13 protein-coding genes are annotated in these 16,718 nt (G+C 74.5%); 7 read left to right on the top strand and 6 right to left on the bottom strand.

The window, feature by feature from the left end:
- The first annotated feature begins 227 nt into the window (after positions 1-227).
- The 4 genes from FHX81_RS40305 to FHX81_RS04825 all read left to right on the top strand — a co-directional run bounded on the left by FHX81_RS40305 (position 228) and on the right by FHX81_RS04825 (position 2,817).
- A complete protein-coding gene (locus FHX81_RS40305; RefSeq protein WP_170231934.1) occupies positions 228-413 on the top strand; it encodes a hypothetical protein in 186 nt (61 codons plus the stop codon).
- A 98-nt stretch (positions 414-511) separates the two neighbouring features.
- Positions 512-1,477, top strand: coding sequence for a thiopeptide-type bacteriocin biosynthesis protein (locus tag FHX81_RS04835; RefSeq protein ID WP_170231933.1), 966 nt, complete (start codon positions 512-514; stop codon positions 1,475-1,477).
- A complete protein-coding gene (locus tag FHX81_RS04830; RefSeq protein WP_170231932.1) occupies positions 1,474-2,583 on the top strand; it encodes a thiopeptide maturation pyridine synthase in 1,110 nt (369 codons plus the stop codon). Before FHX81_RS04835 ends, FHX81_RS04830 begins: the two co-directional genes overlap by 4 nt.
- 51 nt (positions 2,584-2,634) lie before the next feature.
- Positions 2,635-2,817: a hypothetical protein gene (locus FHX81_RS04825; protein ID WP_141975420.1), complete on the top strand. Its 183-nt coding sequence runs from the start codon at positions 2,635-2,637 to the stop codon at positions 2,815-2,817.
- 134 nt (positions 2,818-2,951) lie between these two features.
- Here FHX81_RS04825 and FHX81_RS04820 read toward each other — a convergent pair whose 3' ends face one another.
- On the bottom strand, positions 2,952-3,401 hold the full coding sequence (locus tag FHX81_RS04820; RefSeq protein ID WP_170231931.1) for a helix-turn-helix domain-containing protein: 450 nt from the start codon (positions 3,399-3,401) through the stop codon (positions 2,952-2,954).
- Between the two features lie 467 nt (positions 3,402-3,868).
- On the opposite strand from FHX81_RS04820, the gene FHX81_RS04815 reads away from it, so the two are divergent.
- Positions 3,869-5,062: a hypothetical protein gene (locus FHX81_RS04815; protein WP_141975416.1), complete on the top strand. Its 1,194-nt coding sequence runs from the start codon at positions 3,869-3,871 to the stop codon at positions 5,060-5,062.
- Positions 5,059-7,128 carry a tetratricopeptide repeat protein gene (locus FHX81_RS04810; protein ID WP_141975414.1) on the top strand — a complete coding sequence of 690 codons (2,070 nt, stop codon included), beginning with the start codon at positions 5,059-5,061 and terminating at the stop codon, positions 7,126-7,128. Before FHX81_RS04815 ends, FHX81_RS04810 begins: the two co-directional genes overlap by 4 nt.
- 125 nt (positions 7,129-7,253) lie before the next feature.
- Here FHX81_RS04810 and FHX81_RS04805 read toward each other — a convergent pair whose 3' ends face one another.
- Positions 7,254-7,730 carry a carbohydrate-binding protein gene (locus FHX81_RS04805; RefSeq protein WP_141975412.1) on the bottom strand — a complete coding sequence of 159 codons (477 nt, stop codon included), beginning with the start codon at positions 7,728-7,730 and terminating at the stop codon, positions 7,254-7,256.
- A gap of 318 nt (positions 7,731-8,048) precedes the next feature.
- On the opposite strand from FHX81_RS04805, the gene FHX81_RS04800 reads away from it, so the two are divergent.
- Positions 8,049-9,392, top strand: a complete 1,344-nt coding sequence (locus tag FHX81_RS04800) for an alpha/beta hydrolase (RefSeq protein ID WP_141975410.1) — start codon at positions 8,049-8,051, stop codon at positions 9,390-9,392.
- A gap of 7 nt (positions 9,393-9,399) precedes the next feature.
- On the opposite strand, the gene FHX81_RS04795 is transcribed toward FHX81_RS04800, so the two are convergent.
- The 4 genes from FHX81_RS04795 to FHX81_RS04780 form a co-directional block, all read right to left on the bottom strand.
- On the bottom strand, positions 9,400-9,873 hold the full coding sequence (locus FHX81_RS04795) for a GNAT family N-acetyltransferase (RefSeq protein WP_141975408.1): 474 nt from the start codon (positions 9,871-9,873) through the stop codon (positions 9,400-9,402).
- A gap of 67 nt (positions 9,874-9,940) precedes the next feature.
- Positions 9,941-11,104, bottom strand: coding sequence for a serine hydrolase domain-containing protein (locus FHX81_RS04790; RefSeq protein WP_141975406.1), 1,164 nt, complete (start codon positions 11,102-11,104; stop codon positions 9,941-9,943).
- A 124-nt stretch (positions 11,105-11,228) separates the two neighbouring features.
- Complete coding sequence (locus FHX81_RS04785) at positions 11,229-11,507, bottom strand: hypothetical protein (RefSeq protein WP_141975404.1); 279 nt, start codon at positions 11,505-11,507, stop codon at positions 11,229-11,231.
- Positions 11,497-16,692 (bottom strand): NACHT domain-containing protein, encoded by a 5,196-nt coding sequence (locus FHX81_RS04780; RefSeq protein ID WP_141975402.1) that lies wholly within the window; start codon positions 16,690-16,692, stop codon positions 11,497-11,499. Before FHX81_RS04780 ends, FHX81_RS04785 begins: the two co-directional genes overlap by 11 nt.
- Positions 16,693-16,718 lie beyond the last annotated feature (26 nt).

Raw genomic sequence — 16,718 nt, 5'->3', positions numbered from 1 at the left:
GTAGCCCGGTCCGGGGCGGCGTGGCTGACTGCCCGTGACCTGCCGGGGCCCGGCACACCACCCCGGCCAGGTGACGGACAGCGCGGTGGTGAGACCCGGCGACCACGGGGCGTGCGGGTCGCGAGATCCGCTGCGGTGACCCGCACGAGTGGTTTCCGCGCTGGTCCGGATGGGGTCGTGCTGCACTGGGAGGTGTCCGCGATCCGACATCCCGGAAGTGGTCCGCCATGACCGTCCCGACGCCCGTGCCGTGGGCCGACGACCCCGACTCGCTCGGCGCGGTGCCCGCCGTCGGTCCGGAGGAGCTGACCCAGGGGCACGGGCTCACCGAGCTGGGCGCGTCCAGCGGCGGGTTGTGCCTGGGCCCCGAAGACTGCGACGACCACTGCGGCGGCTGCGCGGCCGTGGCCTGACCGGAGCGCCTGGAGGGAACCGTTGCCGCCCACCGCCGTCCCCGAACGCCCACGCCGCGGCACCGGGTCCGCCGCCGAGCCGTCGGTGGCGTGCCGGCATGGCTGAGCCGGACCGCGAGTGGGTCGGCGCGCACGTCTTCCACCGCGGCGACCAGGACCTCCTCGTCACGCGCGCGGTCGCGCCGCTGTGCGAGGAGCTGTCCCGCAGCGGGAAGGTCCGCGACTGGTTCTTCCTGCGCTGCTGGGAGGGCGGGCCGCACGTGCGGCTGCGGTTGCTGGCCCGGGCCGACCCTGGTCTGGTCCGGGCCGCGGTCTCGCGGGCGTGCGCGCGGCACCTGGCGGAGCACCCGTCGCCGCCCGACGACCTCTCCCAGCGCGAGTACGAGACCGCCGCCCGCCGCCGCGCCGAGGACGAGCGCCTGACCCGGTGGGACCGGCGGCTGCGGCCGGTCGACACGGTCGAGTTCACCGCCTACGAGCCCGAGCACCACGCCTACGGGGACGGCCGGGCCTTGCACGCCGTCGAACGGCACTTCACCGAGTCCAGCCGCCTGGCCGCGCGCCTGCTGGCCGCGCCGCCCGACCGCCGGGCCGGTGCGGCGCTGGCCATGCTCACCCTCGCCCTCGGGGCGTGCGAACCCGACCTGGAACGGGCCGCCGCACGCTTCGCCGCGGTGCGGGCCGCCACCCGGCGGCCCTCCGCGCCGCACCCGCGGCGCCGGGACGACCTGCTGGACCAGACCCGGCGGCTGTGGACGCACCCGCCGGACGACCCCGCGCCGGCCGCCCCGCTCGCGGCCTGGTGGCTGTCCGTCCGAACCCTGCACGTGACGTTGACCGGGCTGCGGGCCCGCGGCGACTTCACGCCCGTGGACGCACTGTCGCCGTTCGCGGGCCTGGCGCGCGCCCTGCGCCCCGAGGACCCGGTGGTCCCGTACGTCGTCCTGCGCTGCGCGCACCTGCTGTGCAACCGGCTCGGCCTCGCCGGGGCCACCGAGACCCGTCTGGCGTCGCTCACCGCCCGCACCCTCTCCGAGCTGCACGACGAGGTGGCCCCGCTGTGACCGTTCCGACGCGACGCCCCGACCAGGACACCCGCGCTGCTTGGCACTGCGTGCACGTCTACTACTACGAGCCGGACAAGGACCGCCTCATCCTCGACGGGATCCGCCCACTCTTCCAGCAGATCCGCTCCCGGGTGGACGCCGTCTACCTCACCCGGCACTGGCGCCAGGGTCCGCACGTGCGCCTGTTCGCCAAGACCGACCCGCGGACGTGGTCGGACGTCGTGCGGCCCCGCGTGGACGCCGTCATCGGCGACTACCTGGCGGCGCACCCGTCCACGGCCGAGCCGGACCTGGAGCACGACCTGGCCCAGCACCGCCTGCTGGCCCGGCGGGAGCGGGAACCCGGGCCGCTCCTCCCGTGGTTCCCCGACAACAGCATCCACGAGCACCCCTACGACACCCGCGCGCACGTGATCCGCAGCGCGGAGACCGGCGAGCTGATGGCCTCCTTCGCCGCCGACGGCACGCACCTGCTGTTCCGGATGCTCGACCGGGCCCGCGCGGGCCTCGACGTCAAGGAACTCATCGCGCTGGAGCTGGTGCTGGCCACCGCGGTGGCCGCCGACGCCCCCGTCGCCGCCGGTTTCGCGTCCTACCGCGCGCACGCCGAGGGTTTCCTGTCCTCGTGCGGCGACCCGGACGCGGTCCGCGCGGCGTTCGACGCGCACTGCGAAGCCCGCCACGACGCCCTGCTGGCCCGCGCCGGCGCCGTGTTGGCGGGCTCGGACCGCGCCGCGCCGTACGCCCGCCGATGGGTGGCCCTGTGCCGGGAGTACGACCGCCGCGTCGCCCCGCTCGTCGAGCGGGGCCTGGTCTTCCGCCCGCTGCCCGCCGAACCGCCCGCCACCCTGCCGACCGCCCCGGTGCACGCGCTGGTGGTCGGCGACCGCGCCTACCGCGCGGCTGTGCTCAACGACCCGGCGCTGCTGCGCCACCGGTTCCTGCTCAACTGCACCTACCTCCAGATCAGCCGCCTCGGCCTGACCCCGTTCCAGCGCTTCCGCACGTGCCACGCGGCGGCGAACGCGGTGGAGGAGGTGCACGGCGTCTCCGCCGTGGACGCCATCCGGGAGTACGTCGGCCCGCACCCGGGCACGACCTGACCCGGGCCGACCGGCGGAACGCGATCACCCGACCCCGGGTTGCAGGTGTGGGTGGTCCAGGGGGACCAGCAGGTGGCGATCGGCACGAACGCGGCCACAGGCGAAGCGCTGCGCCGCAGAACCGACAACGCTCCCGGCGGCCGGTGCCGCGATGTTCCTCGCCGGTACGTCCTGTTCCACCCCGGCACCACGTCGACCGGGTTCGTCGGCGAGTTCGACCCCGTGATCGTCTGACACCGGTGTCCTCGAGTGTCGCCAGGCGGAACGCGGGCGCGACCATCGTGACGAACTTCCGGTTCGTGCGATCCGTGCAGCATTCCGGTGTGCGAAGCCGCGGAAGTCGGATTTCCGGTGAATGGGAATCGACGTCACGAACCGGTTCCCTCGACGACGTCGGTGGTGGGAGCGAACCCGGCGGCCAGGGCGCGCAGTTGGTCGGCCACGTTCTCCAGCGCCTGGGCCAGACCGGTGAGCACGTGGTGCTGGGCCAGGTGGTCCGCCCGGCTCGGCGACGGCACGGGCGTCAGCGGCAGCACGGCGGCCACCCGGCGGGCGGCCCGGCTGTCCAGCGCCGCGCGGTAGATCGCGAGCAGCCCGTCGTCCTGCGGTGACAGCACGCGGACGTAGGCCGACATCAGATCGCGGGGCGGGATGCGCAGGCCGCGCTCGTAGTCGACCAGGCCGCTGTGCGCGGTCATGCCCAGGAGCCTGGCCAGGCGGCGGAGGGACAGTCCGCGGGCGGTGCGCAGTCGCAGCAGTTCGCGGCCGAGCAGGGTCGCGGGGTCGCTGCCCGCGCTCGGTCTGTCGTGGTCCGGCACGAGGGTGCCTCCATTCACCGGCGGCAGGAGGGAATGAATCCTGACACGGGGACACGGGTGGGACATCGGCTGAACGGGTGTCCGCCGGAAAAGCGCTTCGGCGAACGGAGGAATGCGTTCGGACGGGGTGTGAGCCGTTCAGTCGTGTGGTCGTCCGGCTGGCGTACGGACAATTTGCCGAACGGTCGTCACCGCTGTTCTGCGGTTGTTCCGGAGTCGTTCTGAACACCGCGAAACGATCTCGCCGGGTGTTAGGAATTCCGTGCCGCGCCAGCCGGGCGGTGCCACCTAGGCCGAGGAGGATCCCATGAAGACGACCACGAAGATGAAGAAGATCACCGTCCGGCGGACGGGCGACGTGCGCCTCACCACGGCCACCTGCAAGTGCCCGTACAGCGTCGAGGTCTGACGGACCGGGGCCGCGCGCCGCGTGCGCGCGGCCCTTCCCGCGTCGGGAGGGGTGCCACATGGGCGGGACACCGGTGCTGTTCCACGACCTGAGCTTCGTCCCCGAGGGCGAGGACGTCGTGGTCGGCCGGCTCGACACCGGCGCGTACGCGGTGCTGCCCGCGGACGGCGCGGCGTTGCTGCGGCGGATGACCGAGGGACACAGCCCCGAGGCGGCGGCGCGGTGGTACGAGGCCGAGTTCGGCGAGGCCGTGGACGTCGACGACTTCCTCGAAGCCGTGCGGGAACTGGGTTTCGTGCGCGAGGGCGGCGACGCCGTCGTGACCGGACCCGTGCGCTTCGGGTGGCTCGGCCGGGCGGTGTTCTCGCCGGCGGCGTGGCTGCTCTACGCGGCCGTCACGGCGGCCTGGCTGGTGGTGGGCGCGGAGCACGCCGACGTGGTGCCCGATCCCGGCCAGTTCTTCTTCACCGGCTCGACCCTGGTGGTGCAGCTGGTGATCACGTTCGGCCAGTTGCCGCTGATCTTCCTGCACGAGGGCTACCACACCCTCGCCGGGCGCAGGCTGGGGCTGCCCAGCAGGCTCGGCATGAGCAACCGGTACCTGTACGTGGTCTTCGAGACCAGCATGAACGGCCTGTTCAGCGTGCCCGCGGCCAAGCGCTACCTGCCGTTCCTGTCCGGCATGGCGATCGACGTGGTGGTCCTGGCCGCGCTCGGCCTGCTGGCCCACGTCACCCGTGCCGCGAGCGGGGGACTGTCGTGGTTCGGCGCGATGTGCGTGGCCCTCGGCTTCACCGTGGTGATGCGGCTGGTCTGGCAGTTCCAGCTCTACCTGCGCACCGACCTGTACTACGTGTTCGCGACCGCCCTGCGCTGCCACGACCTGCACGACGCGAGCGTGGCCCTGCTGCGCAACCGGCTGTGGCGGCTGCTGGGCCGGCCCGACCGGCTGGTGGACGAGGACCGCTGGACCGGGCACGACCGCCGGGCGGGCCGCTGGTACGGGCCGTTCGTCGTGCTGGGCGTGGCCGTCATGCTCGCCCTCACCGTCTTCGGCTCGCTGCCGATCGTCCTGACCTACGCGGAGATCATCGGCCGCAACCTCACCGCCGGCCACTACGACCTGTACTTCTGGGACGCGGTGGTCTCGTTGGCGATCAACGTCGGCCAGCTCGTGCTGGTGGCGCACCTGGCCCGGCGCAAGCGGCGCACCGCGTCCCCGGCGCCGATCCCGGAAGGAGAACGGGTATGACCACGCACCTGCTCGTCCGCGGCGGTCGGCGGGCCGACCGGCGGCGGCTCCTGACCGGTGTCCTCGCCGGCGCGCACCCGGTCGTGGTGGGCTGCCACCGACGGCTGCGCGGCCCGTACACCGGGGTGGACGACCTGCTGCGCGCCGTCCTGCCGCACGCCTCGACCGAACTGGTGGAGGCGCACCGGGGCGAACTGCTCCACGGCATCCCGGAACTGGCAGGGCTGATCGGGCCACCGCCGCCGACGCTGGCCGACGAGGCGCCGTTCGACCAGCGCACCCGGTTCTACGGTGCGCAGATGGTGCGCTGCATGAGCCAGGGCGTGGTGACGTTCCTGGTGGCGCACGCCCGCGCCCGGGCTCGGGCCGGGCTGCCCGCGCTGTGCCTGGTGTTCGAGGACGTCAACGCCGCCGAGCCGACGACGGTCGAGTTCATCGCGCTGCTGGCCCGCCGCTGCCCGCCCGAGCTGGCCCGCGTGGTGGTGTCCGCCGCCGACGGCGACCTGGCCGGCGAGCTGACCGACGTGCTCGCGGAAACGCTGACGTGCCAGGTGAGTCCGGTCGGACCGGACTCGCGCGCGCCGGAGGAGCTGACGCGGGCGTACGTGCGCTCCGACGGCACGAGCGACGACCCGGCCGAGATCGCCGCCTACCGCGACGCCGACCCCGCCCTGGTGCGCCGGCTGCACGACGAGCGCGCCGACCAGCTCGAACCGGGTGCGGGACAAGGGGTGGTGATCGGCGCGCTGACGTTCCACCGGGAACGCGGCGGTGACCCGGGCGGCGCGGGCCGCGAGGCGTTGGACCGGGCGTTCCGCGCGTGCGTCGGGACCGGGTTCTCCGCCGCCGTGGTGGACCTCGGCGAACGGGGCCGTGCGGTCACCGACCCGCGAGCGCACCCGAGGCAGTACCTGCGGTTCGCGCAGCACGCGGCGTCGGCGCTGGTGGCGCTCGACCGTCACGACGAGTCCCTGGCCCTGTACCTGGACCTGCGGGCCCGCTTCCTGGACCCCAAGGTGCACATGATCGCGAGCTACAGCATCGCCATGCTCTACACGAGGTTCTTCGAGCCGCGTGACCACGAGGCCGCGATCGGCTGGCAGAACAACGCCCACGCGCTCGCCTCGCTCCTGCCCGACCCCGCCGAGCGCCGCACGTACGAGGTGTTCCAGGCCAACGGGTTGGCGTTGGTGGAGATGCACCGGGGCAACCTCGACCGCGCGTTGCGCCTGGTCGAGGACGGCATGGCGCGGCTGGACGAGGAGCTCGGCGAGGGCGACTGGGCGCTGCACCGCTCCCAGCTGCTCTACAACCGCACCCGCCTGCTGGCCGCGCTGGGCCGGGTGGACGAGGCGCTCGAGGGCTTCACCCGCCTGATCGAGCTGGACCCGCGCTACACCGACTACCTCAGCGAACGCGCCAAGCTGCACCGCAGGCGCGGCGACTTCGAGGCGGCGCTGGCCGACTACGACCGGGCGGTGCGCCTGGGCCCGCCGTTCCCCGAGCTGTACTACAACCGCGGCACGGCGCGGCTGGAGGTCGGTGACGTGGCGGGCGCGCTGGCCGACTTCGACCACGTGCTGGAGATGGAGCCCGACGACGTGGACACCCGGCTCAGCCGGGCCGAGCTCGCGCTGGCGATGGACGACCCGGACGCCGCCGACGCGGACGCCGAAGCCGGGCTGCGGCTGCGCCCCGACGAACCACGCCTGCTCGCCCTGCGCGGCACCGCGGCCCTGGAACGCGACCGCGTGGCCGAGGCCTTGGCGCACCTCGACGCCGCGCTCGCCGTCGACCCCCGCTTCCCCGCGGCGCTCGTGAACCGCGCCGTCGCCCACTTCCGCGCCGGGCGGCCGGACGCCGCCGCGGACGACCTGACCCGCACCCTGGAACTCGTCGGCGACGACCCGGACGTCCTGCTCAACCGCGGCATCGCCCACGCCGCCCGGCACGACCCCGACGCGGCGATCCGGGACTTCGACCGCGCCCTGGCCCTGCCCGACGCCGACGTGACCGAGCTGCGCCGCCAACGCGCCCTGTGCCTGGCCCGCGTCCCGACCCCGTAGCACCACGGCGAAGGCGGTGGCCGGTCGTGCCGGTCGCCGCCGACCTCCCCGCGGATGTTCAGGTCCTGGATGATCACGTTGGCCGGGCTCGCGTCACGCCTGCGTGCGGAAGTCGGCGTACGTGCTCACGGTGACCGTCGTGCCGCCCGTCGTGCCACCCGCCCGCGCGGCCCAGCCGACGAGCCCGCCGGGCGGCTGCGGCTGCCGGCGTCGGCGGCCACCGGCACGCTGAACGTCCTGGTCACCCAGGTCGACCACGTGCCCGTGCCCTCGAACGACGGCGACCGGACCGTCGAGCCGTTGACCGCCAAGGTGGCCGGTCGGGCCGTGGTGGCCCCGTTGGCGAACCGGACGCCCGGGGTCGCCGTGCCCGCCGCCGTCGCGGTCACGGTGAACTCGGCGTAGCCGCCGGTGGAGTCGGTGCCGTTGCAGGACCCGCTGCCGGTGTACCCGGTCCAGTCCGAGTCGGTCGAGCCGGAGCGGACCGCGGGCGAGCTCTCCGCCTCGTACCGGGCGGTCGCGGCCCGTGCGGTGGACGACGCCACCGCCACCACCGCGCCGGCCAACAGGCCGACGCAGGCAATCATGGGTTTCACGCGCATAAGGGCCTCCGTGGCGTAGGTAGAACAATTCCGCCGCAGTGGAAGACACGGTGGTCCCTGGCGCTTCATTGCGCCGTAGGACGAAAAAACCATTTCCCCTTCGGGTGCTATGAGCCGCGTAACGCCCGGTCAACGGGCCGCGCTGGGAATCGCGGGCCGGTCCTGGACGTGAACGAAGTGGTCACGGACGTGAACCGGCGGCGTGCGTTGGTCCGCCCGGTGTGCGGACATGTGGATTCGACCGGTGGGAACCAGGGGTTGCGTCCGGCGCGCCGACCTCGCCAGACTGCACGCCTCCGCTCACGGTTGGGGGACTCCATGCGGACGTTGCTCGTCACCGCGCTGACCGCGAGCCTGCTCGTGGTCGCGCCCGAGGCGCACGCCGCCACGATCGCCTGGCAGCCGTGCCCGGACCAGCCCGCCGCCGAGTGCGGCACGGTGGCCGTGCCGCTGGACTGGGCCGACCCGCGCGGCCCGGCGGTGGACCTGGCCGTCTCCCGGGTCCGCGCCACCGACCCGTCGCGCCGGATCGGCGTGCTGTTCGTCGACGCGGGCGGCCCCGGCGGTTCCGGCGCCGAGTTCGCCCGAGCCCCCTACTTGAGCGAGCGGGTCCGCGCCCGGTTCGACGTCGTCGGCTTCGACCAGCTGGGCACCAACGCCAGCTCGGCGATCCGCTGCTCGTCCGAGCTCATGGCGCGACAGCCCGACGACGACCCGGCGGACGAGGCGGCGTTCGCGGCGCTGGCCGAGCACAACCGCGCGGTGCGCGACGACTGCCGGGCCCGCCACCCGGTGTTCGACCACGTCGACACGGCCCGGTCGGCGCGGGACCTGGACGCGGTCCGCAGGGCGTTGGGGGAGCGGCGGATCAGCTTCTACGGCATCTCCTACGGCACGCTGCTCGGCCAGCAGTACGCGGAGCTGTTCGGCGCACGGGTGCGCTCGATGGTGCTGGACGGCGTGATCGACCACAGCGTCGACCTGCGCCGGTTCGTGGTGGACCGGGCGCGGGCGGTGGAGGAGGCGTTCGGCGTGTTCGTCACGTGGTGCGCGGAGAACACCACGTGCGCGCTGCACGGCCAGGACGTCCACGCGGCCTGGGAACAGGCCCTGGACCGGGCCGACGCCATCGGCCTCGGCCGGCGTGAGCTGATCGCGTGGGCGTACTACGAGATCCGCGACGGGGCGTGGGAGAGCCTCGCCTCGCTCATCGCGGACGTCGGCGGGGCGCGCCTGGCGTTCGAACCGAACTACGACTCGCTGCGCTACGCCGTGGTGTGCCAGGACTTCGCGCTGCGGTTCGCGGACTTCGGCGAGTACCGGGCGTTGCGCCGGGCCGAACTGCGCGCCGCGCCGACGACGCGCGGCACACTGCTCGGCCACCAGGAGGCCACCACGTGCCTCGGCTTCACCGACCGCCCGTCGAACCCGCCGCACCGCCTCGACGTCGACGACGCGCCACCGCTGCTCCTGCTGACCAGCCGCTACGACGTGGCCACGCCCTACGCGTGGGCGCGCAACGTGCAGCGGCAGGCGAGGGGTGCGCACGTGGTCACGTTCGACGGTCCGGGCCACGGCGTCTACCACGCCAACGACTGCACCCGGACCGCCGCCGACCACCACCTGCTCGGCACGGCGACGGCGCGGGACGTGACCTGTTGACCGCGTCCTAGTCGAGGCGCAGGATCGCTTCCTCGACGTCGGCGGCCCGGCCGGCCGCGTAGGAGACCTCGGTGCCGGTGACCTCGAACCCCGCCCGGCGCAGGACGCCGAGCGAGCCGACGTTGTCGCCGGCGGCGCGGGCGTGCAACGGCCGGACCTTCACCTGATCGAGGAACAGGGCCAGGGCCCGACCGGCGATCCCGCGCCCCCACACCGCGCGGTCGACCCAGAAGGTGATCTCGGTGTCGCCCTCGACGACGAAGCAGCCGATGCTGCCGACGAGCTGACCGTCCAGCGTGATCGCCCGCAGGGTGATGTCGTCCGCGGTCCTCGACTTCGCCATGTGGGCGTCGAACGCGACCCGGTCGTCGGGGTCCTTGGCGGTGAACGCGGCCATCCGGACCGACTCCGGGTCACGCATCTGGTCGAACAAGGCGTCGAGGTCGGCGTCCTCGACCGACCGCAGTGCCACCTCTGCCACGGGTGCTCCCCTCACGTCGCCTGAGCTCGCGGCGCAAGGTAGCAGCGGGGTACGACAACCGGCGGCGTCAGCCGGGCAGGCCCGCTCCCGGCAACGACGTGGCGGTCGTGCCGCAGAACCCGGCGAACACCACCTGCAGCGCGGCGTCCTGGGCGGCCGTCGAGGTCAGGTTGGTCGTGACGGCGACGGTGACCTGCCGTGCCGCGTCGGGGGAGTGCATGGTCCACGTGTGGTAGCCGGGCACGGAGCCGTTGAAGCCCCAGATCTCCGGCGCGGCGCAGCCCGGCGGCAGCGGGATCCGCATCAGGCCCAGGCCGAACTCCAGGCCGGGGATCCCGCTCGGCACGGTCGTGCGCATCTCGGCCCACTGCGCCGCGCCCACCAGCCTGCCGGTGAGCAGGGCGCGGAAGAAGCGGTTCAGGTCGTCCGCGGTGGACACCAGGTTGCCGGAACCCCAGAACCGGGACATCTCGTAGTCGGTGACGTCGGTCGGCGCCGCGTCGGGGCCGTGCAGCCGTTCGTAACCGCGACCGGCCGGCCGGTCGACGTGCGGGTAGCGGTACGGCAGGTAGCTGTCCCGCATGCCCGCCCGGTCCAGCACCCGCCGTTGCAGCTCGTGGTGCAGCGGCCGGCCGGTGACCCGCTCCACGAGCTTGCCGAGGATCGCGTAGTTCGTGTTGGCGTACTCGACGCCCTGGCCGGGCGGGAAGGACAGCGGCCTGCCCTCGGTGCCGAGCCGGATGGTCTCGCCGGGCGACCGGTGGTCCCACCGCGTCGTGTCGATCTCGGGCAGGCTCCGCCAGCGCGCGGTCTGCGGTATCCCGCTGGTGTGCTGGAGCAACTGGCGCACGGTGATCGGCTCGGCGTAGGGCAGCAGGCCGGGGAGCCGGTCCTGGACGCGGTCGGACAGCCCGACCCTGCCCTCGCCGACCAACTGGAGCACGGCGGTCGCCACCACGGTCTTGGTGACGCTGCCGGCCCGGAACCGACCGCGCGGATCGGGCACACCGCCGGTGCCGAGGTCGGCGACCCCGCTGTGCCCGTGCCACCGCCCGTCGCCGTCGACCACCCCGGCGAACGCACCGGGCGCACCGACCGCGACGACGACGTCCAGCGCCGCCTGCAACCCGGCCCGCGTGGGCAGGGCCGCAGCCGCCCCGCCGCCGACCGCCGCGGTGAACAGGAGGGTTCCGGCGGCGAGGACGGCCACCCGGTGCGACGCGCGATTCATCCGAGATCCCCCAGGATCCGTCGAGGTCGTCAACCGACCCTGGGCACCCTAGGCACTCGCGACCCACCGGTCACCCCGTTCGGACCGACCCGGTACGGGGTCGCGCGCAGCCGTTCCGCCGCGGCTAGGCGTCGCCGCGCATCGAGCGGCGGATCTCCTCGAGCCGGTCCAGGCCGGCCTGCCGGCGCGCCTCGAACCGGTCCTCGACCGCCTGGGCCTCGGGGATGGCGTCGGCGAGTTCGGCCGAGCCCGTGCTGGTGGCGACCCGGTTCTCGATCCGGTCCCGGACGTGCTCGAACGTCGGCACGCCGTCCTCGGTGTACCCGGTGGACGGCACCACCGGCGGCGGCTCCTCGTACGCCACGATCTCGGCGTCGATCACCGGTTCCCGCTCACCGCTCATGGCCCCTGCTCCGTTCGCCGTGCCGATGCCCGAGGCTACCCCGCGAGCACGGACCGGGCTTCCTCCCGGCACAGCTCGCTCCAGCGGGCCAGGTTCGCGGCGGCGTGCCGGCGCACGTGCCGGGGCACGGCCTCGTCGCGCGCCACCGCCCGTGCCGCCCCGCCGCCCTCTCCCGGGCGTCCGGCGACAGACCGACCGCCGTTTCCGCGCACCGCGTCCGCGCCACCGCCGATGCACTGCCGTCCTGCGCCAGGGCGAGGAGCCCGAGCGCCGCTTCGGTCGGTTCCAGCAACCCGATCGCCTTCAGTGCCTTCCGGCGCAGCAGGGGGTTCGGCGTGCCGAGCAACCCGCGCAGGGCCGCCAACGCCGCACGCCGGGCCACCGGCGCGTGCTCGATCAGCGTCCGCGCCGACCGGATGCGCACGGAGGTCGGCACGGTCTCGTCGACCATCAGGGAGCGCAACACCTCGGTGGCACGTTCCCGGCCCGGCGCCCCGAGCCGCGCCAGCTCGTACGCCGCACGCCGGCGCAGCACCGGGCGTTGCGCCGGGTCGGTCGCGATCGCGTGCGCGATGCGTGCGGCGGCGGCCCGGTCGTCCACGTCGTGCGGCACGAGCCTGGCGGCTGCCTGCAACCGAACCGCGGACGGCAGCCGCTCGTCCTCCCGCATCGCTCTCAGAGGCGCGAGGCCGTCGTGGTGCCGCAACGCGTACCGGAACCCGACCAGGTCCCGCCCGGAGGTGCGCGGGTCGCGGACCACCGCGCGCAGGAACTCCGCCACCGGCTCCGGCAGCGCCGTGGTGAGGTCGACGACGAGCCGAGCCGCCCGCACCCGGTCCCGGCTCGGGAGCGCGTCGTCCACCACCTCACCGACAGCCTCGTCCACCACCCGCCGCCACGACCCGGGCGTCAACCGCGCGAGGGATTCCCGCGCCCGGGGTGACGCCGCCATGGCCTCCAACGCCCGCCCGGCTTCCGGCAGCAGGTCGGTCGACAACCCGCCCAACGCGACCGCCGCCGCCACCCGATCCCCGAACGACGTCTCCGGCGCGGCGAGCGCGTCCCGGACCTCCGCCTCCGCCTCCGCCGCCAACGGCAGGTCGTCCCAGAAGTCGGCTGACGGCACGCGCTGCTCCACGGGCAGCGACCGATCCCCGAGCAACACGCGCTCCACCTCCGTCCGCGCCCGCCTGGGCAGGAGGGCTACCAGGCGCGGCACCCGCTCTGCCTGCGACTGCCGGATCAGCGCGCCGATCACATGGGTGACCTCGTCACCGGCCGAACGCCGCGCCCACACCAACCACTCCACACCGCACGCGCGCTCGTCCGCCGTCATCGACAGGTCGTCGGCGCACCGGCGCAGGAACCCGAGCGCGGCGCCCGCGAGTTCGCGATCGGCCGTGGCGAGCCGGCCCGCGGCGAGGTGGCGCCGCCAGGGCAACTCCTCGTGCGACCCGATCACCCGCCGGTACAACGCCACGGCCCGCTCCACCGCGCCGGTGTCGCACGCGGACCAGCTCTGGTGGGCGTCACAGCGGGCGGCGACGTCCAGGAACTCGTCGTCGGCACGGCGTCGGATCACGTCGAGCGCCCGTTCCCGGTCGGTGACGACGAGGTCGTGGAGCAGGACGGCGGCGGACTCCCGGTCCACGCCGAGCGCGTCGCGGTCCGCCACGACCTCCCGGAGCCGGGGCAGGACGTCGGTCCCGCCACGTGCCAGGCCCAGGACCGCCTCGCGGGTCAGGGGCATCCCGGCGACGATGCGCTCGCGGTCGCCGGGGACGAGCCGGGCCAGCATGACGGCCGCTTCACCGCGGACGTGCGCGTCGGCCGTGCCGCCGAAGACGATGGACCGCAGTGCGGCCACCACGTCCTCACCGTCGCCGGAGCCGAGCCGGTCCAGCGCTTTCACCACGCGCAACGTCCCGGCCGCCGTGCGCCACTTCCGCGACAGCACCTCGCGCAGCGTTCCGGCGAGTGCGGCGCGATGGGCTACGCCGAGGTCACGTGCGCCCATCACCATGTGGGGGAAGTCGAAGTCCACGACGGTGGCTGAGCGGATCAGCTCGCAGAGGCCCTCCACCGCCGCACGGTGGAACGGTCGACCCAGTTTGACCAAGCCTTCGGCGGCCGAAGGCCGGGTCCGGTAGCTGTGGGCGGCGTCGACCAGGACGGGCAGCAGGGCCCGTGCGATCCGCTCGTGGTCGGCGTCCGAGGTCGCGAACGTCGAGGCGCTGTCGAACAAGCCGGTCACGTGCTCGTCCACCGATCGCGCGGCGTTCAGGAACGCGTCCAGCGCCTCGACCTGGTGTCCCGCGTCGAGGTCGAGCAGCGAGTGCCAAGCGCGCAACGCCACCCCGGTGTCGGTCGGCGTCCGGGCCACCGCGAGCATGACGGCCTTGGCCTCGGTGTGGAACCGCGGTCCTGACCGCGCCAGCCGATCGGCCAACACCCGGCGGTCCTCCGGCGTCAGGCTCGGGTCCAGGAGCCGCTGCCGCTGCAGCTCCACGGCCCGCGCCCGGTGCGGCTCGTCCAGTTCCGCGAGGGTGGACAGCGCCATCGTGCGGTCCAGCTCGGAGTTGTACGACTTCCCGACCACCCGCCACAGCTCGTGCGCGGCCTCCTCGCGGTGCCGCGGGTCGAGCTCGGCCAGCGCTTCGGCGCACCACGTGGCGACGTTCGCCTTCGTGCGGTGGTCGGCGATCACCAGTCGCAGGTGCGTGGCGGCGGTCTCGGCGGCTTCCGGCCCGAGGTCACCCAGCTTGGTGGCGCAGTGCCAGCGTTCCCCGGGGTCGATGCCGGGCTGCTCCAGCATCGCCACCAGCAGCGTGGCGGCGGCGCTGCGGTGTTGCGGCCCGAGTTCGCCGAGGGCGTGGGCCACCGTGGCCCGGTCGTAGAGGGAACGGCGCTGCTCGGTGACGAGGGCGGTGAGGTGCTCGGCGGCTTCGGTGGCGTGGTCCGGGCCGAGCGAGGCCAGGCCCAGTGCGGCGTCACGGCGGCCGGTGGTGCTGTCGACGGGGTCGCGCAGCACGGCGCGGAACACGTCGGCACCGTGCTCGTGGAACTCCGCCCCGATCTCGACCAGGCCGGTGGCGGCTTCGACCAGGTCGGCCGGCGGGGTCTCGTCATCGGTGGTGAGCCGGGTCAGCGCGTCGACCGCGAACGCCCGTTCCGCCGGGCCGAAGGCGGCCAGCACGACGGCGGCGGTGCGGCAGGCGTAGCCGGAGGCCAGTGGGGTGGCCAGCACGGCGCGCAGGCCGCGGGCGGAGGCTCGGCGTTCCGCCGCACCGCACTCGGCCAGCGCCTCCGCGGCGGCGAGGCGTTCGGACACCGACGCGGACGGGTCGTCCACCATCGCGGTCAGGTGGCCGACGGCCTCCGCGCTGTGCCCACCGCGCAGCCGGGTCGCCAGCGCCGAGGCGGCCTCGGTGCGCGAGTGGGCGGGCGCGGTGCCCGTGCGCATGAGCGCGACCAGCCAGTCCGCCAGGCCCGGGTGGTGGGTGGCGCGGCCGGCGTGGGCGAGGATGTCGGAGCCGGGGTGCTGCGCGGTCATCGCCCAGCCCCACACCGTGGTCAGGAACCCGTCGACCACCTCCCGGCCGGCCGGAACGCGCTTGGCGAGCAGCCGCGCGGCCAGCAGGTGGGCTTCGGCGTCACCGCCGTGCAGCCACCGGACCAGCGGGTCGGCCTCGGTCGGGCGCAGGCGGGTGTAGTGCAGCAGCACCGACCGGGCGAACCGGCCGCGTTCCTTCGGCCGGGCCGCGTGCACGGTGCGCACGACCCCGTCGTCCTCGGGCGTGAACCGCTCGGGGAACTCACGGGCCAGCGACGTCGCGGCCAGGTGCTCGGCGAAGCTGTGGTGCAGGAACCGCAGGTCCTCGCCCCGGATCACCAGCGGACCGACCGACACCAGGAACGTCGTCAACGCCTCGTGCCAGTCGTCCGGCAGCGCGACGGCGGGCACGTGCCCGGCGACCCACGTCCGGGCCGCCGACACCAGCGACGTGTCGGTCTCCGACCGCGTGCGGCCCAGGTGCTCGAGCAGACCGTCGCGGACACCCTCGAACGGGCCGGTCGACGTCCGCGCCGACCGCAGGAACGCCAGGTACGCCTCGTACAGCTCGTACTGGTTGTCCGGCAGCGGCAGGTCGCCCCGGCGGGCGAAGACGATCGCCGCGATGGTCGCCAGCAGCGGCACGCGGACCAGCTCGTCCAGGTGCGCCGCGCGGATCTGGCGCAGGAACCGGTCCGCGGTCTCCTCGCCCTCCTCGGCGAACCAGTGGCGCGCGAACGACCGCAGCGCCTCGGCGTCGAACGGCAGCAGCTCGTAGCGCGCCGCTCCGATCCGGTGCAACGGGGCCAGCGCCGTGCCCTCCACCGGCCGGGTGGTGACCACGATCCGGTACGGCCCGGCGGACGCCCACGCGGCCAGCACGGACGCCAGCCGGTCCCGGTCCGCCGCCGCCGCGACCTCGTCCAGCGCGTCCACCAGCAGCAGCCACCGCCGACCCGCCACCCGGTCACCGAGCACGTCCGCGGTGACCGGGCCCCGCAACAGCGCCCCGTACTCGGCCTGCGCGCTGTCCGCCAACGCCTGCGAGAACGGCAGGTCCAACCGGGCGGCCAGCTCGCGCGCGGTCAACCGCAGGGGCACCACCGGCTCCCGCACGGTGAGGCCGCCCGCCTCGCCGCACCACCCGGCCGCGAGGTCCGCCGCGAGCCGCAGCGACAACGTCGACTTGCCCTGGCCGGCACCGCCCGTGATCAGCAGGTGGTCGTCACCGTCCAGCGCCTGCTCCACGGCCCGCGCCGGTGGCCGCACCGCCACCCGTGGCGCGGGCGGGCGCGGCGCCTCCACCAGCCGCCCGTGCCCGTCCAGGATCGGCGTGGGCCGGGACGCCTCGGCGTGCGCCTCCTCCGCGCCCGTGCTCAAGTCCTGCCGCACGTACACCGTCGCCAACGACGGTCGCCGCGCCCCGGGCAGCCGGTACGGCAGCTCGTGCGCCGCCCGCACCTGGGCGCTCATCAACGACACCACGCCGCCCGGCAGCCCACCGGGGTCGGCGACCGGCGGCGGGCCGACGTGGATGTGGACGCCGCCCTCGATCACCCCGGCCTGCACGCTCGGCCCGAGGACGTCACCGCCGACCTGGTTGGCGGCCACCGGCCGGTCGTCCCGTCCCACCCGCGACTCCCCGTCCCGTCAAGGAA

The organism is Saccharothrix saharensis (genome assembly GCF_006716745.1).
GTDB classification, from domain to species: Bacteria; Actinomycetota; Actinomycetes; order Mycobacteriales; family Pseudonocardiaceae; genus Actinosynnema; species Actinosynnema saharense.
The sequence above is the reverse complement of the archived record's forward strand: the minus strand, read 5'-3'. Positions and strand labels throughout refer to the sequence as shown.